Below are 19,332 nucleotides of genomic sequence, written 5' to 3'. Positions count from 1 at the left end.
CATGGCCTTTTTGACTAGTCTGAATAAAGAACTGGTCTAGTAGAGCAGGTGTTGCACTTCAATTTTAAATCGAGGAAGAGAATTTATTTTTAATAAAATAGTCCCATTACTATCCCGATTCCAGCACCAACCAATCAAATGACGTATAATGAAACTATTCTAACAAATCAAGGAGAAACTCATGGCAGAATTAACCCATTTTTACCAAACGTTCCAACCAGAACATTACAATATTTATCTCGATATTAACCGGGCCACTAAGACAATCAGTGGCCAGACTAAGATTACTGGTGACGCCCAAGCAACGGCGATTAACATTCACCAAAAATTCTTAGCAGTCTCCGCCGTTCAAGCTGACGGTCAAGAGGTGCCATTTAAGCTCGATGCGGATAACGAAGCCATTCATATTGACCTCGCTAAGGCTGGCAAGACTACGCTAACCATCACGTACACGGCGCCATTAACGGATTCGATGATGGGCATCTACCCCTCATATTACGAAGTCGCTGGCGAAAAGAAGCAGATTATCGGGACACAGTTTGAAACGACGGCTGCACGCCAAGCGTTCCCATGTGTTGATGAACCGGAAGCGAAGGCCACCTTTGACTTGGCAATCAAGTTTGACGAACACGCTGGCGAAACCATCATCAGCAACATGCCTGAAGTGAAGACCGAAAATGGGGTCCATTACTTCGATACGACAGTTAAGATGTCCACCTACTTAATCGCGTTTGCTTTTGGTGAACTTCAAAGTAAGTTAACCGAAACCAAGAGTGGCGTAAAGATTGGGGTCTTCGGTACCAAAGCCCACAAGGCCAACGAACTCGACTTTGCCTTAGACATTGCCAAGCGTTCGATTGAATTCTATGAAGACTTCTACCAGACGCCATACCCACTGCCACATTCATGGCAACTGGCTTTACCAGATTTCTCTGCCGGGGCGATGGAGAACTGGGGCTTAGTGACTTATCGTGAAGCCTACTTATTACTCGATCCTGATAACACGGCCCTAGATATGAAGCAACGGGTCGCAACCGTGATTGCACATGAACTTGCGCATCAATGGTTCGGGGATTTGGTCACCATGAAGTGGTGGGATGATCTCTGGTTAAATGAAAGTTTTGCCAACATGATGGAATACGTGGCGGTCGATGCCTTAGAACCTGACTGGCACATTTGGGAAACTTTCCAAACTTCTGAAGCCGCAGCGGCGTTACAACGGGATGCTACGGACGGGGTTCAATCCGTTCACGTCCAAGTTGAAAATCCCGCTGAAATCGATGCCTTATTCGATAGTGCGATTGTCTATGCTAAAGGGGCCCGGATGTTAGTTATGGCGCGCGCATTAGTTGGTGATGCGGCCTTACGTAAGGGCTTGAAAGCTTACTTCAAGGCGCATCAATACGGCAATGCCACTGGGGCTGACTTATGGGCGGCCTTAGGTGATGCATCTGGTATGAACGTTGGGGCAATCATGAATTCATGGCTTGAACAACCAGGTTATCCAGTCGTTAGCGCCAGTGTGGTTGACGGTCAATTAACGATTAGCCAACAACAATTCTTCATCGGTGATGGTCAAGACCAAGGTCGTCAATGGCAGATTCCATTGAACAGCAATTACCAAGCGGCCCCAGCTATCTTAGCTGACACGAGCGCGACCTTGGGTGATTATGCCCAGTTACGGGCTGATAATGGCCAACCATTCCGCTTAAACGTGGGCAACAATTCCCACTTTATCGTGAAGTATGACCAAACGCTGTTGGACGATATTTTGGCGAACCTGGACAATCTAACTGCCATCGATCAATTACAATTGTTGCAAGATTTACGTTTATTAGCAGAAGGTCGGCAGATTTCTTATGCCAGCATCGTGCCATTATTAACACGTTTTGCCGGTAGTCATTCCACGGTGGTTAACGATGCGTTATATCGGGTCGCGGGGGACTTGAAGAAGTTTGTTACCCCGGACTCTAATGAAGAAAAAGCTTTGCAAGGCTTATACGATCACTTAAGTGCGGCTCAAGTTGCGCGCTTAGGCTGGACGCCACAAGCCGGTGAATCTAACGATGACCAATTGACTCGGCCATATGTTTTGAGTGCGGCTTTATATGCGAAGAATTCGGACGCAGTTGCGGCGGCCCACAAGCTGTTTACGGCTAACCGGGATCGATTAGCAACTTTGTCAGCCGACACCCGGGTCTTCGTTTTACGGAACGAAGTGCAAAACTTTGGTAGTGCCGACTTGTTCAATGACTTGTTGGCTGCGTCCAAGCAGACGGCCGATGCCAGCTTTAAGGCAGACATTGCCGCGGCTTTGACGAGTACGCCAGATGACAAGTTGATTGCGACCTTAATCGAAAAGTTTGAAGATGCCGAAACCATCAAGCCACAAGACTTGCGGGCTTGGTTCCGTGGCGTCTTGGCTAACCATGCGGGGCAACAAGCCGCGTGGGATTGGATTCGTAACGACTGGTCATGGCTAGAAGCCACGGTCGGTGGTGATATGGAATTCACGACTTACATTACCGTGATTGCTGGTGTTTTCCGGACGGCAGATCGGTTGGCTGAATTCAAAGCCTTCTTTGAACCGAAGCTAAATACGCCTGGTTTGACCCGTGAAATCCAAATGGATATTAAGGTGATTACGAGTCGCGTTGACTTAGTTGAAGCTGAAGCTGCGGCAGTGAATGACGCAGTGGCCCAAGCAATTAAATAAGCATAATTTTGAAAAAGGTGGGGCTAACCAAGTGTTAGTGCCACCTTTTTGCGACTCAACCGCTAGTTGATTGCCTTTAAACCGCGCTTGGCGTAGGCTTAACTTAAATCAAGCGGGGGATGAGTCAGATGCGGTTACAAGAAATGTTAAAGCAGCAACGTTTGCAAAATCACTATACACAAGCGCAATTAGCCCAAAAATTATTTGTCTCAACACAGGCAGTTTCGAAGTGGGAACGTGGGCAGACGGTCCCAACGATTGATAATTTGTTGGCATTGTCGGACTTATATAATTTGTCCTTAGATGAGTTAGTGCAAGGCAGTCCATTCTTTAAGAAGCCATACGTGGTTGGTCATCGGTATCGGCGGAGTCACGTGTTGGCATTGATGGCTGGTTGGCTATTATTGAGCATCTTATTAAGTGGCTTTGATTTTAAAAATTGGTCAATCTTGACGATGGTGTTGATCTTTGCGGCGGGGTATTTACTACCAATCTTGACGAAAGATTACTGGATTATTGAACAAGATCGCATCGTTGTGCGGCATTATGCTCACGGGTGGATTTTTAAAAAGCTTTTGGAAAAAGACCCGCATTTAAAGACGATTCCCTATCAGACCATGGCCCAAGTCACGATTAAGTATCAGACACGCGAACGGATTCGGCCATTTGACTTTGGTTCGGATTCATTCAAATTATTGATTGTGACCACTAGCGGCCAGCACTGGGCACTCGACTTTGGATCACAAGTGCGAGACTTTTTACCACAATTCGTCACTTATTTGCAACGTCAGGGCGTATCGGTCAATGATGACGACCACATTGTGGATTTATTGTTACGGGGAGAATCACTGTATAACCACTTTAATGCTGGTAAAGTCGGCGCCACTAAGTCGTCACGGGGATGAAAGCAACTAAAAAATCGATAACCGGGTTAGTCAGCACACTAATCCGGTTATCGATTTTTTTGATGCTCATTAAGCTTGTGTATTCAAGGCATCAGCTTTAGCCAGCATGTGGTAAGTGGCTTTAAAGACGGGGCACACGTCATTCGGGATAGCATAGTCATGTGTCGTCGTCCGTAACTGGGTAAAGTTGTCAGTTAATTGGCGATTGTTAGCGCTATCGGCACGGAGCTGGACGTATTGGTCACGAACGGCAAAGACTTCGGGATGATGCGCACCATGAGCATTGGTAATTGCTTGGGTGTAAAAATCCAGTTGGTCGGCATGGTCAGCTAAATACGTTTTTACAGGATTCATTTGAGCCACCTCATTTCATTGAATGACCTTAGTATAACCAAGGTTTCACGCAAATAACTTGATGGCCGTCAAGCTGGCGACACCTTTATAAATCATCGCGATGGAGTAATGTAATGGCTTCACCTTGTTCACGGCGGCGGTCAATATTTTCCTCACCCCAGACACAGAGATCATGTAGGACGCCGGATAGGCTATGGCCGTAGTCAGTCAGACTGTAATCGACGCGCGGTGGGACTTGCTGGTAGACGTGTCGGGTAACGATGTTGGCGGCTTCGAGCTCCCGTAATTGTTGGACGAGCATCTTTTGTGAAATCTGCGGAATCGCGCGTTCAAGTTCGCTAGTCCGCATAGCTTTTTGCCGTAGATGGCAGAGAATAATCGACTTCCACTTGCCACCGATCACTTCCATGGTGGCTTCAACCCCAATTTGATACGTTTTGGTTGGCATAAAAAGGTCCTCCTAATCCATACTTACTTTTTAGTGGGTATCCCACTTTAAAGTAGGTACTTGTCTTAAAGTTACTTGCTAGTATAATCATTATTTATCACGTAAGCAAGTTTAGGAGGAATGAAAATGTCAAAAAAGGTTAATCCAACTTGGACGTTATTAGCACTCGCAATTAGTGCGTTTGCGATTGGGTCCACGGAGTTCATTAGTGTCGGTTTGATGCCGTTACTGGTTAGTCATTTTCACATTGATTTGGCACAAGCCGGGTTGACCGTATCAATCTATGCGCTGGGGATCATGATTGGGGCACCGGTGATGACCTTACTAACAGGACGGTTGAATCGGCATAAATTGATGATGCTGATTATGGGGCTCTTTATTGTCGGTAATTTATTAGCAGCATTGGCGCCAACTTTTGGGATCTTATTAGTCGGTCGGGTCGTGGCTGCCTTAGCCCATGGCATTTTTATGACCGTGGCGTCAGTGATTGCGGCGGATGTCGTGGCACCTGAAAAACGGGCGTCGGCGATTGCGGTAATGTTCACTGGTCTGACCGTTGCAACGGTGACCGGGGTACCGCTGGGAACGATGATTGGGCAACTTGGCGGTTGGCGCTGGTCGTTTATCTTCATTAGTGCAATTGGGGTGATTGGCTTGATCGCTGATTATTGGTTAGTGCCCCGTAACTTACCATTGCCCGCTAAAGCGACGGCGCGTGGGATTATCCGCGTCTTGACTAACCCGCAATTACTGTTAGCGTTATTGGTGACCGCGCTCGGCTATGGCGGAACCTTTGTGGCTTACACGTACTTGTCACCATTATTGGAACAAGCGATGGGTTGGTCCGCGAGTGCCGTGGTCATTATCTTGGTTGTTTATGGCTTAATGGTGGCACTTGGTAATACGCTGGGTGGCCGTTGGGCAAATACTAAGCCGTTGGTCGCATTGTTTAAAATGTTTGTTGGTCTATTCATCACGTTATTAGTCTTAACTGTCACGGCTCACAGTCATTGGCTTGGGTTGTTCACCGTCTTAGCAATGGGGATCTTCGCCTTTATGAATGTTCCTGGGTTGCAACTTTACATTGTGCAGTTAGCCGAAGTCCACACGCCACAAGATGTGACGATGGCGTCAGCCTTGAACATCTCAGCGTTTAACGTGGGGATTGCATTAGGTTCCGGAATTGGTGGGCAAGTGACGACCCAATTTGGGCTGACTTGGACACCGTTATTCGGGGCGTTGATGGTCGCCGTTAGTTTAGTGCTATTACTCGGTTTGATTTGGTTAGCGAAACCAGCCCGGAAGTTGGACCAGGCGGATTGCGACGATTAAGTTCAAGGTTAATGGCGTATACTAGTGGTAAATAGTTGAAAGTAGGCTGAAGCTAAATGACTTTTAAAGTTGATCCACAAACCACGCTAACTTATGGTAATCCACAAGCGCCACACGAACTGACCCTAATCTTGAATCTTGGCTGTGTCGATACCCGCGATTGGTGGTCGCCTAATCAAGCCGCCTTGTTTACGGCCATCGACGAAGGTCAATTGCAAGTACATCTTAAATTTTGGAACAAAGTAAAGCCCACATTATTGAACGGTAATGTGGCTAATGGGTATGTGGACTATCGGCATCCGGCTGCTGCATTGAGTTTAATTAAAGCCGTTTTTCAAAATCAAGATCCGTTACGCGATGCTGACTTGGCGGCAGTTCCTGCCTATCTGGAAAAGACTTACCAAGTCGCACCTTATGCGCAGGCCGATACCGTTCGCCAGCAGATTGACCGCGAAGTGGCGGCTAATGGGATTACCAGTTTGCCAACGGTGATTTATCAAGGTCAAGCTTATGCCGATGAAACGTTACCAACCATTGCTGACTTATTAACTGAATAGACTAATTTTAAGAACCAACCCGGATTTTTTGCAGCACTGGGTTGGTTTTGTGGTAGAATAGCTAAGTATCGTTTTTCAGGAAACGAAAAGGTTCGGATTTTAAGTAAGGCGGAAGGAAGCTAGGATGGAAACCAAATTAATTATTTTACGGGGTAACGGGGATAGTGCCAAGACGCTGTTAGCGCATCGTTTACAGGCGGCGTTAGGGCCATCGAGCTTAGTGATTTCACAAGCGGTGGTGCGTGATCGTATCTTGCACGTCCATGATCAACCAGGTAATCTAGCGATTGGGGTCATCAAACAATTGGCGGCTTGCAATAATCGACAGATCGAATATGTGATTGTTGAAGGCATCCTAGTGAGTGCGCGTTATCGAGCGATGTTAGTGAGCTTGATGCGCCAATTTGAACGGGCGTTAGTCTATCATTTTGACGGACCAGTTCCCGAGACGGTGGTCAGTCATCGTCATCTGAAGCTGCGTTGGCTTTTACATGATCGGTTGAATGTGCCACAAGAATATCAATTTCCAACTAACTTAAGTTTAGAAGCACAAACGGCCCAAGTCTTAGCGGACTTGCGGGCTTAATCAAAACGGGTTCAACCGGTCAGTGACCAGGGTTGAATCCGTTTTTTAGTGGGCTTAGTGTTAAGAACTTGTAAAGACGGTATGAGTTGAGGGTTTTTATTAAGGCTTTGGCACTGAATTGGGTATACTGTAACCAATCCAATGAAAGCAGGTGGGCCCATGTCAAACTTAGACTTCAATTTGAGTGATGAAACGACGTTAAATCTCGGTACCAATCAAGCACCTTTTGAACTGACGGCGATTTTAAACCTTGGCTGTCCATATAGTCAAGATTGGTGGCTGGCAAATGAAACAGAATTGTTACGTGTGACCAGCACGGGCTATTTGAACCTGCATTTAAAGTTTTGGAACAAGACCTCACCGTTACTCACCGCAGGCAATGTGGCGAATATGTATATTGATTACAGTCATCCCGATGCCGCCTTGGCGTTTGTACAAGCCGTCTTCCATCAACAAGATGACTTAAGAGCAGCGCCGGACACCGATGCGTATTTACGCGGGACGTATCAGTTGGCGCCACTGGCCACGTCAGTGATTGTGGCTCAGCAAGTGGTAGAAGAAGCCGAACGTAATCAGTTGAGCAGTCTACCGAGCTTTATCGTAAACGATGAGTTGGTGGCCGGTTCTGAATCGACGGTCGTGGCGGCTTATTTGACCAAAGTCTTTGATTATCGGAAGGATTATTTTAGTTGGAAGGCCGATGATCGCTTTACCGTGATTCCGGCTGCACGCACCCCGGAACGACTAGCGAAAGAGGCCAAGATTCTGGCCGTGATTGCGAAGATGGAAAAACGCGAAGCCGCTGAAAGATCGTCATCAGACTAGGTTCCAAGCTTAATACTTTTCTTTCATGGATATAGCTGGTATGATGACTAAATGGTAATGATTACGGTTTAAATATCAGGAGGCTTCCATCATGGAAAAAGCAGATTTAGCAAGTGCGCGTCGTCGCTTACACAGTTCAAATATCAAGTCCCGTAAGCGAGCCTTAAAGGTCTTACACGACTATCGGCGCCAAGTGCAAAAAATAAAATGAAACTAAAAATGGCACTCACTAACGATTTGATCGTTGGCGAGTGCCATTTATTATATATATTCAGTTGTTAACGAAGGGCGGGCTGGATGATGCTCAGTGGTGAAAGTTGACTTAGCCGAGGGTTAGTCAAAGCCTGGCTTTCGAGACCATTTTTTGGCTCGAAAACGCGGCCACCGCGTTTCAGCATCAAGCCAGACCAACCGAAGTGGCAAGGACTTACTAATTAAAGTAGATGAATCCCGTTAGCTTCACACTTGTCGATCATCGCTTGTGGCCAAAGGGCAGCTTGAACTTCACCGACATGCGCTTTGCCAAGTAATAACATGCAAAGTCGTGATTGGCCGATCCCGCCACCAATTGTGAATGGAAGTTGGTCGTGCAAGATAGCTTGATGGTAATCGTACTTCAAACGATCTTCGGCACCAGCAATTTTCAATTGTTTGCTCAATGAGTCAGCGTCGACCCGAATCCCCATGCTGGAGATTTCAAGGGCACAGTCTAATGGTTCGTACCAGAATAAGATATCACCGTTTAATTGCCAGTCATCGTAGTCAGGGGCGCGGCCATCGTGACGTTTGCCACTGTGGAGTTCGCCACCGATTTGCATTAAGAAGACGGCACCATACTTTTTACAGATGGCATTTTCACGTTCTTTAGGCGTCTTGTCGGGATAAAGGTCTTCCAATTCTTGAGTGGTAATGAAGTGGATTTCATCAGGTAAATGATGAACCGCTTTAGGGAACTTGTACCAAACTTCGTGTTCCATATGCTTGATCACTTTGAAGATTGTCTTAACTGTAGCTTGTAAAGTGTCAATCGTCCGTTCGTCTTTGGCGATGACTTTTTCCCAATCCCATTGGTCGACGTAAGCCGAGTGGAAGTTGTCTAAGTCTTCGTCTTTACGGATAGCGTTCATGTTAGTGTAGAGGCCAGTGTGCATGTCAAAGCCATAACGCTTTAAAGCGACCCGTTTCCACTTAGCTAAGGAATGTACGATTTCAATCGTTTCGTCAGGTAAGTCTTGCATCGTAAAGGATACGGGGGTTTCGACACCGTTTAAGTTATCGTTTAAACCAGATGACTTCGTAACGAACATTGGGGCTGATAGCCGTGATAAGTTTAATTCCTTACCAAATTCAGTTTGGAAGGTTTCACGAATATAACGGATGGCCTGTTGGGTTTCTTTAACGGATAATTTTGGATCGTATGACTTTGGAATAATTAAATGCATAAGACATTCTCCTTTGGGTTATTATAAGATAAAACGAAAAAAGTCTTCCGTCTCTTGACATAATCAAGGGACGAAAGACTTTTTTCGCGGTACCACCCAAGTTGTTTATCTAAAATAAACCAGCTTTTACAGAGTACAAACATACTCCACCGATGATAACGTACCGGTAAACGACTAATCCTACTTTAATCAATAATATAATTATTTCAGTTAGCAACTAAGAAAGTGTTTTTCGGTTCAAGCAAGGTCTGGTCGGGTTTCCACTATGTCCCGATTCACTGGCAGGTTGGTTGAACGTACTCCTCTTTCCTACGTTTTTTATCTTGTGACATTTATATTAGCACTGATTTTTAAAATGTAAACCTAAAAATTAAAAAATTAATAGTGAACGATGATAGTGGCTCTCATTCTAGACCCTGGAAAGCTAGTGATTTAAGGTGATTTGCCGGCTAAATGCCATTAAAAATTAATTTAAAAAAAGCTGTTGCCAGTCAAATTAGACCAGCAACAGTTTTTAGCATCATTAGTCGTTCAAGTTATAACGGAGTTTCATGTGTTCAGAGCCCATGATGACCATATCACCGAGCAACTTGGTCTGGCGTTTCATGGATTCAGCGGCTAATTGACTGTTAGCGGCTTCCAAGTAGGCGGTGACATCGGTCTGACCAGCTAAGCCGGCGTCAGTTTCGTTTTGAATCTGACGGTACGCACCCATGGCTTCCAGTTCAAAGCTATTGCGCATGTCGACGTATAAGTCATAGTCGGTATCGCCAAGCAGGGCGGTTGTGCAACTCAACCAGTACATGTTGTTCAAGTCGAACGTTCCGTTAGCATCTTTGTAGCTAGCGGGGGTGTCGTTAACGTTGGCATAGAAAGGCACCACCGTGTTAAACGTATTGGCACCAAATGCGAGCCAGTGAATCCCAGCAATGGCAGCTGGCACGTTGTTGCGGATTTGCAAAATATGCACATCATGGTTCCGGTTAATCCCGATTGGCCGGAATAAGGTCTTGTCAGCTTCTGAACCGGTCCCATAAACGTCATATTTGGTGTTTTCAAAGTGAGAACTCAATACAAATTTGACGTCTTCAATCGAGATTTTACGGTTAGCATGGCAAATAAATGGCAAATCTTGGCCCATTGGATCTTGATCAACGTCAGGTGTGAAGTACTTCTGACCGAACCAAGCTCGAGGGTTGTTGTAGACCGTGTCTTTAATCGACGCACTGCCGAAGATATGGCGTAAATTGTAACCATCAAAGTCAGGATTTAAGTTGTATTGATCGATTAAACCTTGTAAATCGTCGGAGCTTAAGGTGTCATCGGCATCAAAGTCGAAGTCATCAATGTTCATCCGGTTTGGGGCGACGACATAAGCATTGTCTGGAATCCGTTTAGCGGCCCAATGATGCCCACCAATGGTTTCTAACCACCAGATTTCGTTGTTGTCAGAAAAGGCAATCCCGTTTGGTTCGTAAGTCCCATATTCTTTTAAGAGGCTACCTAAACGTAAGACCCCTTCTTTAGCACTATGAATATACGGCAAGACTAACGTGACGAGGTCTTCTTCACCGATTCCACCAGCTACGAGTGGGTCCATCCCCAAGACGCGTGAGTTTGTGGTGATAGTTTCAGTCGCTGACATGGCGATATTTTCGCTATTAATCCCAGCAGCAGGCCAAGTCCCGTTTGTTAAGATTGAGTTTGGAATTGACGTATAACGTAACGGGTTATCTGGCAATTCGACTTTAACTTTACTAATGACAGATTGGTAGTGCTTAGGTTGGTCGGCTGGATTGACGACGACTAATCGTTCTGGGTCTAAGGCTTCATGGCCATCATCGTTACGTGAGATGATGGTTGAGCCGTCGATTGAGGCTTTTTTACCAACTAAAATCGTGGTACATGACCCTTTGATTCTTTTTTCCATGTTCGCATGACACTCCTTTAAGTTTGTTAACTTCATTATACGCTTTCAGGTTAGTCAAAAGAACCGGTTCGGATTATTCAGTCGTCGCAGATTTCTTCAAAATATAGTTCACCCCGCTAATACTAATCCCCAAAGCTAAGGCGATTTCACGATAAGTTTTGCCGGCAGCCCGCAGTTGGTGTACGTGTTGAGCCTTTGTTAATGATGGAATTTGAGTTGGCTGTGGACGTTGTGGTGCGGTCAAGATTGTGGGCTCGGTTGCTCGAATAGCAGCTAATTGTCGCATGACATGGTGAATCGTTAGGGCATCCCAAAGCGCATTGTGCTGTTTGGGATTGACGATGTTCAGTAGGCCAGCAACGCCATTAAGCGGTAAATCATGAACCGTGGTAAGTTGCTGGTTACTACTACGATTAATGACTTGATTCGTGTACTTTTCGCAATCGAAAACTTGGATTGGAGTGGTGATGATAGCTTGCTCTGCAGGGGTCAGATCTTGGTAATGATAGGCGAGTAGCCACTGTAAATTTTGCAAGTCATTACGTTGATCCCAGAAGACCAGCGGGAGCCCTGGGGTTAGGACGGTTGCGATAAACGCCCGTAACACGGTAACGGGATTGCTTTGCTGTTCATAGTCTGTCAGAGTCTGGCCAGTTTCACGGAGGCCCGTTAACTTCTTAGCCAGCAGAAAATACGGATTATCAAGATAACGATTGAAATAGACTGATGTTGATTGGGTTTGATTAAAGCCAAGTGCACTCAATTGGTAGATACTCGTGTGGGCGCCCGCAATCGTCGTTTGTTGCCAATTGATGGTTTGACCAGTAGCCGTTTTCTTGAATAACCAGCCAAATTCGCAATCAACGACGATATAATGACTTGGCAGCGTTGTTAACGGGGCTTTGAGTGGTAAGATTGTGGCTAAGAGTTCGGTAAATTGAGCTGAGCGTGACAAGGGTGCCACTAGTTCGGTATCCAGTTGGTAACCGTCTGTTGCCAGTAAGTCGGTGACTGGAATATTATCCGGATTAGTCCAAGTATTGAGAACTTTTTTAGCTGTTAGGACAAACTTTTTGTGTCCCTTAAAAGTGATACAATAACGACCTTTAGCATCTAAATCAATTCCCTGAATCAAGCCAATTGGTAACTCGCTTTCAACGGGTAAGAGTTGCTTGGTGGGGGTGGCATAGCAGACTGGATAGCCGATAATGTAAAAATAATTTTGTGAATTGGGCATCGGTCGTTCTAAGACGATTGGCGTGGTCGCCATGATAACTGGTCCTCCGTTTTCTTAGGCTGGTTACTAATAAGTACGCAAACTAGATGGGTTTTAATTTTTTAAAATTAAAAAAGGTTAAGCAGCGACAGCTTGTCCCACCATGAACTTGTTAATGACAAATTGATGGCGCTGATTATAATGGCCATATAGTGCAAGTTGCACATTGGGCTTGAGTTGATAAAAAAAGGTTAACGCGTGGCGGACGATGAGACAGTTGATCGGCTGATCGTCGCCATGTAGTGGTTTGACGCGGACATAGAGCATGAATGGATCGAGTTTTAAAATTTTAGTTTGATTGTCGAATTTAACGGTTAAGTTTTGCATTGAAATCACCTCAAAAACTATTATACGAACAAATGTTCTTTTTGGCTAGTATAAAAGACTAATCAATGCGAATAAATTTTTCGGTAGCAAAATCCGCTATTTCCTGAATAAATGCTACAAAAATTCCCAATTAGTTGGTATGATAAAACATGGCTTAACGAAAGGGGAATCTTGCCATGCAGCGTGGACGGCGAGCGTCATACGAAGAACGTTTGGAAATTGTGAATTACACCTTGGCACATGAAAATAACTACCAGCAGGCTGCTGATAAGTACAATGTGTCGTACCCCCAGGTCTATACGTGGGTACGCAAGTTTCGGCAAAGCGGGGCGGCCGGTCTGGTCGATCATCGCGGCCGACCCAAACAAACCCCACAACCTAAATCAGAAAATTAATGGGTCAACAAAAAGTCAACCATCACCGGTTTATACCGATGCGGTTGACTTTTTTACTGCGTATTTTTAAAGGTTGCGATGTGTTAGAAACACTAATTCAGCTGAAAATTGCGTAGTTTTTTGTTGAAGGAGTCGTGATGACTTTTATTTGATGACTGAGTATTTTTAATTAGGTACCTGTTTAAAATGTTCGTTAGTTAAAACATAGCAGTTAGTTAACGCAGGGCGGGTCAGCATTGGCTCGGTGGTGTCGTTTGACTTAATCGGTGATTTTCCGATTTAGTCAAAGCCCGGCTTGTGAGACCGGTCCTTGGCTCACAAACGTGGCCACCACGTTCCAGCCAATGCTGACCCAACCAGAGTGGCAAGAAAATGGCAAGTTAACCCAGAGGCGCGAGTTGTAACTGACGGCATTTCTCGGTAGAATGGAAACACTGAAATTAACACGAAGGAGCAATTCGGCGATGGACTTAGCGGCGGCGCAACAAGTATTAAAAACAACGTTTGGTTATGATGAATTTCGACCGGGGCAAAAGGCGGTCATTGAACAAGTATTAGCCGGACAAAATACGCTCGCAGTCATGCCCACCGGGGGCGGTAAGTCGTTATGTTACCAGATTCCGGCCTTACTATTTGACGGGTTAACGGTCGTCGTTTCCCCATTGATCTCCCTAATGAAAGATCAAGTCGATGCGTTAAATGATAACGGCATCGCAGCGACCTATATTAATAGTTCGATGTCGCATCAAGAGATTTATCAACGAATGCAGGAATTACGGTCTGGCGATTATACCTTGTTGTATATTGCGCCGGAACGCTTAGATTCTTCGCAATTTGTCCAGGATTTAGGCCAGTTGCCGATTAAATTATTGGCGATTGATGAAGCCCATTGTATCTCACAGTGGGGGCATGATTTTCGACCGAGTTATTTGGCCTTAAGTACTGCGATTGAACAATTACCAACGCATCCGCAAGTCCTAGCGTTAACGGCCACGGCGACTGAACAAGTGGCCCAAGATATTTGCCAGCGATTGGCAATTGCACCGGATCATGAAGTTAATACGGGGTTTGCCCGCGACAATTTGAATTTAGCGGTGGTCAAGGATCAAGATACTGATCGTTATATTTTAGATTATTTAAAAGCTAACGCCGGAGAAGCCGGTATTATTTACGCCAGCACACGAAAAGAAGTCGCACGAATTGCGAGTCTACTGAATCATCATCAGGTCAAAGCTGCCATGTATCATGCCGGTTTAGATGATGATGTCCGGCGCAAGAATCAAGAAGATTTTCTCTATGACCGGGTGCAAGTGATGGTCGCAACTAATGCGTTTGGGATGGGGATTGATAAGAGTAATGTGCGGTTTGTCATTCATGCCCAAGTTCCCGGCACACTAGAAGCGTATTACCAAGAAGCCGGTCGGGCCGGACGTGATGGGTTGCCAAGTGAAGCTATTTTGATTTATCGGGCTTCGGATGCGCAGATTCAACACTTCTTTATTGATAATTCGGAAATGGATGAGGAACACAAGCACCGCTCGTATCGGAAACTACAAGTCATGAGCCAATATGCCAATACTCAGGGCTGTTTACAGCAATTTATTCTAAAATACTTTGGCGAAACGTCGGAACCTTGTGGCCGTTGCAGTAATTGTACCGATGACCGAGAAGCCCAAGATATTACGACCAATGCCCAAAAAGTCTTGTCATGTGTGGTGCGCTTGCATTCCCGCTTTGGTAAAGGCGTGGTCGCCCAAGTCTTGACCGGTGCCAATAATCAGCGGATTCGCGACTCGAATCTAAGTGAGTTATCGACTTACGGGATTATGGCCGGGCAACGGCAAAAAAGTGTTGGTGAATTGATTGAGTTCTTAACGGCGGCGGGCTATTTGCAAAGTGTTGGCGGTCAATATCCGACTTTAGCCGTCACACAAACTGGTGTTGAAGTGCTCAAAGGTAGCACCCAAGTCTATCGCAAAACGGCACGGACCGTTGAACGGGCCGTGCCAGTGAATGGGGCATTATTTGAACAATTACGGACGTTGCGTCGTAATTTGGCGGAAGCACAACATGTGCCACCATTTGTCATTTTCTCAGACAAAACGTTGCATTCCATGTGTGATCTACTGCCAGAAAATGATGATGACTTTCTCGAAGTGCGGGGCGTCGGTGCAAACAAACTCGAGAAATATGGTGAAACGTTTATGGAAACCATTCGAGCCTATGCGCATCAAGCCCCCGCAACTACAGAAGGCTCTGAAGCTTGAGTTAGCTGTCAGTTAACTGACGACACCCTTGAGTAATCGCTATATACCAGTTAATTAGACTGGTTCAGTAAACTGTACAAATGGCTATTAACCAGGCCAAATGAACTAATGTTATTTTGAATATTCGACATTAAGACAATGTAGGTTTTACCGGTGTGGGTGAAGCTATTGGAGATATTCCAACCACTAACGATTCCGTGGCTATTATAAGCCCCGGGATCGGCGTAAAAGCCCATGCCATAGCCAGAAGGACTACCAGCCGTCAGCATTTGTTTGCGGGCGGTTTTGGTGATGAGCCGATTCGTCATTAAGGCTTGATCGAAGCGATACATGTCGGTAACCGTCATGGCGATGTTGCCAACCCCGTAAAGTTGGGATAGGTCTGGTAAACTCGGCGTGGTATACTGACCATTGGTTAACCGATAGCCGGTCGAACGTTGCTTGGCTTTGGCGAAGGCCTGATAGGTCAAGGTCGTCGTCATATTGGCCGGCTTGAAGATGTGTTGCTGTAAATAGTGATCTAAGGATTCACCGCTGAGCTTTTCAACGAGGTAAGCCAAGACGGTATAATTACTGTCTAAGTAGTGCCAGCGGCCAGGTTGTGCCTGCACGCCTTGTTTTTCAATATCGTGTAACAGGGCAGCCGGTGTGATAGCGGCATTGGCTTCTTGGTGGCCGGTCAATCCCGAAGTGTGGGTCAACAAGTTTTTCAGCTTGATCGATTGACCGTTTGGAAATTTAGGAAAATAAGTTTTGATTGGGGCGTTAATCTTTAACTTGCCGGCTGTTTGTAATTGTAAAATGGCCGTCGCAATCAAAGCCTTTTCTGTCGACCCGATGTAGTAGGGCGTGTTGAGTTGATTGGCGAGATGCTGGTTACGATTACGCAGGCCATAAGCTTTGCGCAAGATCACTTGGTGATTGCGGACGATTAAGGCTGTGCCTGAAAAATGCAGTTGGGTTAAATAATGATCTAATTTTGGATTCTTAACGACGGTGGTGAGTGGTGCCGGTTTCGCTAGTGGTTTGGCTTTGACATGTGGCTTGGCGACTTTAGTCGTGGTCACCGTTGGCTTCGTATTCGGATGGACCTGGTTCCAGATGGACTTGCCCGTTAGTGCGACGGCCCCCACGCAAGCTAGGATGATGAAAAAGAGCCGCAACTGACGCGGCCAGCGTGATTGTGAATAATGCATATGAAATTCCCCCAAAGTTATCAATTATCACTACTATAGCATGTTTGTACAACGTTGAATGTTAAATTTTAGTCTATTTTTAAGGAGAGAAATTAATGCAGATAAACTGGCAACATCAAGGCGCTCCGGTGTCGATGAAACATTTTTTGACGACACATGGGATTAGCATGCGGCTGATTAAAGGCATCAAGCATGGTAGCGGGATGTTTATTGTGAATGACGAAGCTGAGGTTGGGGCGATTACGATTGAGGATGGCGATATTGCCGGCATCGAACTGCCCGCTGAAGCCGCTGATCCGGAAGTAGCCGTGAGTGAGGAACCATTAGTAGTCGTCTACGAAGATGATAACTGGTTGGTTGTGAATAAGCCGGCCGGTGTCAGTAGCGTGCCGGGACCAACCAATCGAACGGACACGTTAGTTAATCGGATTAAAGGCCATTTAATCGCAACGAAAGCTGAAAACTTAAAGCCACATTTGATTACCCGCTTGGACCGCGATACGAGTGGTCTCGTCTTAGTTGCAAAACATCGCGTTGCTCAAGGAATGATGGCTTGGAAACCGGTCGCAGACACGTTTAAAAAGACATACCGTGCTTGGGTCAGCGGTGGCGCTTTGAGCCCGGTTAATGGGACGATTGAAGCGCCCATTGGCCGAGTCGATGAGTCACCACGCCGCCAAGTGACCGATGATGGTCAGATGGCCATTACCCGTTACCGGGTGCAAGCAACTTATGGTGAAGTCACCGAAGTCCAATTGACCTTAGTGACGGGGCGGACCCATCAGATTCGCGTTCACTTTACCCATTGGGGTCATCCGCTATTAGGTGATGCCTTGTATGGCGGTGATCAAACGTTGATTCAACGGCAAGCCTTGCATGCGGCCACGATGACGTTCCACGATCCATTTAGTGATCAACAATTGACGTTTGAAGCACCATTACCAGCTGATTTAGTTACCTTAGTTAACAAGCTCCAGTAAAAAAACAGTGTTTACCGACAAGCTGCCGGTGAACACTGTTTTTAGCTGTATTGCCTTAATCTGATGGCTTGGTGACCGGCTGATAATCAGCGGCCAAAGCATCAAAGGTCATTTGTAATTGTTTTAAGGGTGCCGATAAGGTGAGATAATAAATATGTTCAACCCCGTTACTGCGCATCTCAATGACGCCAGCCTCCCGCATTAAACGTAGATGGTGCGAGACGGCTGGTCGGGAAATGTTAACAAGCGCGGTAATATCGGTCACATTCAAGCCATCACCACTGTTCCCGAGAGCGATAATGATTTGGCGGCGGATTTTTTCAGCGAAGATCCCAATCAGTTGGGCACTCGCTGCTAATGCTGCTTCAGATTTTTGATAGTTAGCCATAACTGACCTAGTCCTTTCAGATTCTATTTAATCGACGTCGAGTCGTTCCCCCCATGCGTGGTCGCGCAGTGTTAAGCCCGCGGGTACGCTGAAACGGCGCTGGCAGATTAAGCAGACAACTACGCCATCCTTGACGTTTGGACCTAATAGCTAGGTCACAATTTATCCCCGTGATGCTTGGCGTGCCATTGGTAATCATCACGAGAGATCATGATGTCCGCAAGTTGTCGAACGGACGGCTTAGGTTAAGGAACACCTATGCTTACTATTAATTAAAACAACACTTTAATCAATTGTCAATCGTTTTTATTTGGTTTGTTCATAATTAGCGGGTTGAATGATTAATGTTTGTTTGGTATCCATTTATTGGTTCATTTGAGTTAAAATAGAAGTTAGCGAAGGAGTGAGGATAATGCGGGTGTTAGGTATTTTAGGATCCCAACAACCAAACGGGATCACGGGTCAATCTTTGCAGGCGGTGCTAAAAGGCGCGGCTGGGCAAGCGACGACTGACTGGATCAACTTAGCTGACTATCAGCTAACAGCGGATCACGATAACCAGCCTAATCCAGTATTGGATAGGATAGAAGCCAAATTGTTGGCCGCCGATGTATGGGTTTTAGCGGCTCCAACTTATTTAGGTGGCTTATCAGGAATTATGAAGAATTTTTTAGATTGCATGCGGAATCGGATTGCGCGCTACAATGCGGTGGGGGAAGCAGTCCCGGATCGGTTCAAAAATAAACACTACGTCACCATTACGAATTGTTATGCCGGTGGGGTTGAGAATTTCGTGACCGGCGTAACTGATGCAGCTTTTAAAACCATGGATAAGTTTTTAACTATGGGCGGTTTGATTAAGATTCGTGAGATTGTGGTCACGAAGACATTTGGCATGACGAGCTTGTCAGCTAAGAAGCAAGCGGAATGTGAACGAGTCGGGCAACGTGCCGCAACTAAGAAGGAGCGAGATGATAATACGATGAAACGATACCTAGAATTGTTTGGCATGATTGCCGTGATGGCCTTGGTGACGATGGGGATTGAAGCGGGGATTGGTCGCTTGATCCCGTTGGATAACTTTTGGGCGTATTATGGGGTCTTTGTAGTCGTTTTTTACGTATTATTAGCGTCAATCTTGCACTTTTTCACCGTCGTCAAGCATCGGCGGCGCTAAAAAGTGGTACGATATTTGTGTAGGCGCTGTTAGTGTAATGGATAGCACGCGAGATTTCGGTCCTTGCGATCAGAGTTCGACTCTCTGGCGGCGCAATAATAAGCAGAAATAGCCGGTATTGATAGGGATAACCCTTGATATACCGGCTATTCTTGGCTCTTTGTCAACGGCTGTTGATGAATGATCCTATGAGAAACCAATTCATTTTCGAATTGGTTTCTTTTTTGTAAT

General features: G+C 45.8%; 19 protein-coding genes, 1 tRNA gene and 1 other annotated feature. Of the genes, 12 read left to right on the top strand and 8 right to left on the bottom strand.

Annotation, left to right across the window (positions count from 1 at the left end; translation table 11 throughout):
* Positions 1–181 precede the first annotated feature (181 nt).
* Together FFM77_RS13460 and FFM77_RS13455 are read left to right on the top strand one after the other, a co-directional pair.
* Positions 182–2,716 carry a M1 family metallopeptidase gene (locus tag FFM77_RS13460; RefSeq protein WP_137636289.1) on the top strand — a complete coding sequence of 845 codons (2,535 nt, stop codon included), beginning with the start codon at positions 182–184 and terminating at the stop codon, positions 2,714–2,716.
* A gap of 128 nt (positions 2,717–2,844) precedes the next feature.
* Positions 2,845–3,621 (top strand): helix-turn-helix domain-containing protein, encoded by a 777-nt coding sequence (locus tag FFM77_RS13455; protein ID WP_171001646.1) that lies wholly within the window; start codon positions 2,845–2,847, stop codon positions 3,619–3,621.
* 69 nt (positions 3,622–3,690) lie between these two features.
* Here FFM77_RS13455 and FFM77_RS13450 read toward each other — a convergent pair whose 3' ends face one another.
* Positions 3,691–3,975 (bottom strand): iron-sulfur cluster repair di-iron protein, ric, encoded by a 285-nt coding sequence (locus FFM77_RS13450; protein WP_137636287.1) that lies wholly within the window; start codon positions 3,973–3,975, stop codon positions 3,691–3,693.
* Positions 3,976–4,060: 85 nt separating this feature from the next.
* Positions 4,061–4,423 carry a winged helix-turn-helix transcriptional regulator gene (locus FFM77_RS13445; RefSeq protein ID WP_137636286.1) on the bottom strand — a complete coding sequence of 121 codons (363 nt, stop codon included), beginning with the start codon at positions 4,421–4,423 and terminating at the stop codon, positions 4,061–4,063.
* 126 nt (positions 4,424–4,549) lie between these two features.
* Between FFM77_RS13445 and FFM77_RS13440 the strand changes: the two genes are divergently transcribed.
* The 5 genes from FFM77_RS13440 (at position 4,550) to FFM77_RS13420 (ending at position 7,934) form a co-directional block, all read left to right on the top strand.
* A complete protein-coding gene (locus FFM77_RS13440) occupies positions 4,550–5,755 on the top strand; it encodes an MFS transporter (protein ID WP_137636285.1) in 1,206 nt (401 codons plus the stop codon).
* A 56-nt stretch (positions 5,756–5,811) separates the two neighbouring features.
* Positions 5,812–6,312 (top strand): thioredoxin domain-containing protein, encoded by a 501-nt coding sequence (locus FFM77_RS13435; protein WP_137636284.1) that lies wholly within the window; start codon positions 5,812–5,814, stop codon positions 6,310–6,312.
* A 124-nt stretch (positions 6,313–6,436) separates the two neighbouring features.
* On the top strand, positions 6,437–6,898 hold the full coding sequence (locus tag FFM77_RS13430; protein WP_137636283.1) for a P-loop NTPase family protein: 462 nt from the start codon (positions 6,437–6,439) through the stop codon (positions 6,896–6,898).
* A 159-nt stretch (positions 6,899–7,057) separates the two neighbouring features.
* Positions 7,058–7,723: a thioredoxin domain-containing protein gene (locus FFM77_RS13425; protein ID WP_171001645.1), complete on the top strand. Its 666-nt coding sequence runs from the start codon at positions 7,058–7,060 to the stop codon at positions 7,721–7,723.
* Between the two features lie 91 nt (positions 7,724–7,814).
* Positions 7,815–7,934 (top strand): putative metal homeostasis protein, encoded by a 120-nt coding sequence (locus tag FFM77_RS13420; RefSeq protein ID WP_171001644.1) that lies wholly within the window; start codon positions 7,815–7,817, stop codon positions 7,932–7,934.
* A gap of 223 nt (positions 7,935–8,157) precedes the next feature.
* On the opposite strand, the gene asnA is transcribed toward FFM77_RS13420, so the two are convergent.
* The 4 genes from asnA to FFM77_RS13400 form a co-directional block, all read right to left on the bottom strand.
* Positions 8,158–9,165 carry an aspartate--ammonia ligase gene (asnA, locus tag FFM77_RS13415; RefSeq protein ID WP_137636280.1) on the bottom strand — a complete coding sequence of 336 codons (1,008 nt, stop codon included), beginning with the start codon at positions 9,163–9,165 and terminating at the stop codon, positions 8,158–8,160.
* A gap of 63 nt (positions 9,166–9,228) precedes the next feature.
* Positions 9,229–9,486: a binding site (T-box leader), on the bottom strand.
* Between the two features lie 202 nt (positions 9,487–9,688).
* On the bottom strand, positions 9,689–11,095 hold the full coding sequence (locus FFM77_RS13410) for a C69 family dipeptidase (RefSeq protein ID WP_137636279.1): 1,407 nt from the start codon (positions 11,093–11,095) through the stop codon (positions 9,689–9,691).
* A gap of 73 nt (positions 11,096–11,168) precedes the next feature.
* The gene (locus FFM77_RS13405; protein WP_137636278.1) at positions 11,169–12,365 is read right to left on the bottom strand and encodes a helix-turn-helix transcriptional regulator; all 1,197 of its coding nucleotides are present in this window, start codon (positions 12,363–12,365) and stop codon (positions 11,169–11,171) included.
* Positions 12,366–12,449: 84 nt separating this feature from the next.
* Complete coding sequence (locus FFM77_RS13400; RefSeq protein ID WP_223876848.1) at positions 12,450–12,698, bottom strand: hypothetical protein; 249 nt, start codon at positions 12,696–12,698, stop codon at positions 12,450–12,452.
* 176 nt (positions 12,699–12,874) lie between these two features.
* Here FFM77_RS13400 and FFM77_RS13395 point away from each other — a divergent pair, with 176 nt between their 5' ends.
* On the top strand, positions 12,875–13,093 hold the full coding sequence (locus FFM77_RS13395; protein WP_137636277.1) for a helix-turn-helix domain-containing protein: 219 nt from the start codon (positions 12,875–12,877) through the stop codon (positions 13,091–13,093).
* A gap of 464 nt (positions 13,094–13,557) precedes the next feature.
* Complete coding sequence (gene recQ / locus FFM77_RS13390) at positions 13,558–15,360, top strand: DNA helicase RecQ (RefSeq protein WP_137636276.1); 1,803 nt, start codon at positions 13,558–13,560, stop codon at positions 15,358–15,360.
* A gap of 50 nt (positions 15,361–15,410) precedes the next feature.
* On the opposite strand, the gene FFM77_RS13385 is transcribed toward recQ, so the two are convergent.
* On the bottom strand, positions 15,411–16,556 hold the full coding sequence (locus FFM77_RS13385) for a serine hydrolase domain-containing protein (RefSeq protein ID WP_137636275.1): 1,146 nt from the start codon (positions 16,554–16,556) through the stop codon (positions 15,411–15,413).
* 95 nt (positions 16,557–16,651) lie between these two features.
* Between FFM77_RS13385 and FFM77_RS13380 the strand changes: the two genes are divergently transcribed.
* Positions 16,652–17,536 carry an RluA family pseudouridine synthase gene (locus FFM77_RS13380; protein WP_137636274.1) on the top strand — a complete coding sequence of 295 codons (885 nt, stop codon included), beginning with the start codon at positions 16,652–16,654 and terminating at the stop codon, positions 17,534–17,536.
* A gap of 55 nt (positions 17,537–17,591) precedes the next feature.
* On the opposite strand, the gene FFM77_RS13375 is transcribed toward FFM77_RS13380, so the two are convergent.
* Positions 17,592–17,924, bottom strand: coding sequence for an ArsR/SmtB family transcription factor (locus FFM77_RS13375; protein WP_137636273.1), 333 nt, complete (start codon positions 17,922–17,924; stop codon positions 17,592–17,594).
* A 412-nt stretch (positions 17,925–18,336) separates the two neighbouring features.
* Here FFM77_RS13375 and FFM77_RS13370 point away from each other — a divergent pair, with 412 nt between their 5' ends.
* Both FFM77_RS13370 and FFM77_RS13365 read left to right on the top strand, forming a co-directional pair.
* A complete protein-coding gene (locus FFM77_RS13370; RefSeq protein WP_137636272.1) occupies positions 18,337–19,101 on the top strand; it encodes a flavodoxin family protein in 765 nt (254 codons plus the stop codon).
* Positions 19,102–19,124: 23 nt separating this feature from the next.
* Positions 19,125–19,196 (top strand) — tRNA-Arg (locus tag FFM77_RS13365).
* The last annotated feature ends 136 nt before the right edge of the window (positions 19,197–19,332 follow it).

Source organism: Lactiplantibacillus songbeiensis, from assembly GCF_005405125.1.
Lineage (GTDB): Bacteria > Bacillota > Bacilli > Lactobacillales > Lactobacillaceae > Lactiplantibacillus > Lactiplantibacillus songbeiensis.
The sequence above is the reverse complement of the archived record's forward strand: the minus strand, read 5'-3'. Positions and strand labels throughout refer to the sequence as shown.

Bases quoted from the DNA above. Each gene is read 5' to 3' on its own strand.
- FFM77_RS13400 (WP_223876848.1), bottom strand. From the start codon at position 12,698: ATGCAAAACTTAACCGTTAAATTCGACAATCAAACTAAAATTTTAAAA.
- FFM77_RS13380 (WP_137636274.1), top strand. From the start codon at position 16,652: ATGCAGATAAACTGGCAACATCAAGGCGCTCCGGTGTCGATGAAACAT.
- FFM77_RS13455 (WP_171001646.1), top strand. From the start codon at position 2,845: ATGCGGTTACAAGAAATGTTAAAGCAGCAACGTTTGCAAAATCACTAT.
- FFM77_RS13440 (WP_137636285.1), top strand. From the start codon at position 4,550: ATGTCAAAAAAGGTTAATCCAACTTGGACGTTATTAGCACTCGCAATT.
- FFM77_RS13460 (WP_137636289.1), top strand. From the start codon at position 182: ATGGCAGAATTAACCCATTTTTACCAAACGTTCCAACCAGAACATTAC.
- FFM77_RS13395 (WP_137636277.1), top strand. From the start codon at position 12,875: ATGCAGCGTGGACGGCGAGCGTCATACGAAGAACGTTTGGAAATTGTG.
- FFM77_RS13410 (WP_137636279.1), bottom strand. From the start codon at position 11,095: ATGGAAAAAAGAATCAAAGGGTCATGTACCACGATTTTAGTTGGTAAA.
- FFM77_RS13420 (WP_171001644.1), top strand. From the start codon at position 7,815: ATGGAAAAAGCAGATTTAGCAAGTGCGCGTCGTCGCTTACACAGTTCA.
- FFM77_RS13445 (WP_137636286.1), bottom strand. From the start codon at position 4,423: ATGCCAACCAAAACGTATCAAATTGGGGTTGAAGCCACCATGGAAGTG.
- asnA (WP_137636280.1), bottom strand. From the start codon at position 9,165: ATGCATTTAATTATTCCAAAGTCATACGATCCAAAATTATCCGTTAAA.
- FFM77_RS13435 (WP_137636284.1), top strand. From the start codon at position 5,812: ATGACTTTTAAAGTTGATCCACAAACCACGCTAACTTATGGTAATCCA.
- FFM77_RS13385 (WP_137636275.1), bottom strand. From the start codon at position 16,556: ATGCATTATTCACAATCACGCTGGCCGCGTCAGTTGCGGCTCTTTTTC.
- FFM77_RS13405 (WP_137636278.1), bottom strand. From the start codon at position 12,365: ATGGCGACCACGCCAATCGTCTTAGAACGACCGATGCCCAATTCACAA.
- FFM77_RS13430 (WP_137636283.1), top strand. From the start codon at position 6,437: ATGGAAACCAAATTAATTATTTTACGGGGTAACGGGGATAGTGCCAAG.
- FFM77_RS13370 (WP_137636272.1), top strand. From the start codon at position 18,337: ATGCGGGTGTTAGGTATTTTAGGATCCCAACAACCAAACGGGATCACG.
- FFM77_RS13375 (WP_137636273.1), bottom strand. From the start codon at position 17,924: ATGGCTAACTATCAAAAATCTGAAGCAGCATTAGCAGCGAGTGCCCAA.
- recQ (WP_137636276.1), top strand. From the start codon at position 13,558: ATGGACTTAGCGGCGGCGCAACAAGTATTAAAAACAACGTTTGGTTAT.
- FFM77_RS13425 (WP_171001645.1), top strand. From the start codon at position 7,058: ATGTCAAACTTAGACTTCAATTTGAGTGATGAAACGACGTTAAATCTC.
- FFM77_RS13450 (WP_137636287.1), bottom strand. From the start codon at position 3,975: ATGAATCCTGTAAAAACGTATTTAGCTGACCATGCCGACCAACTGGAT.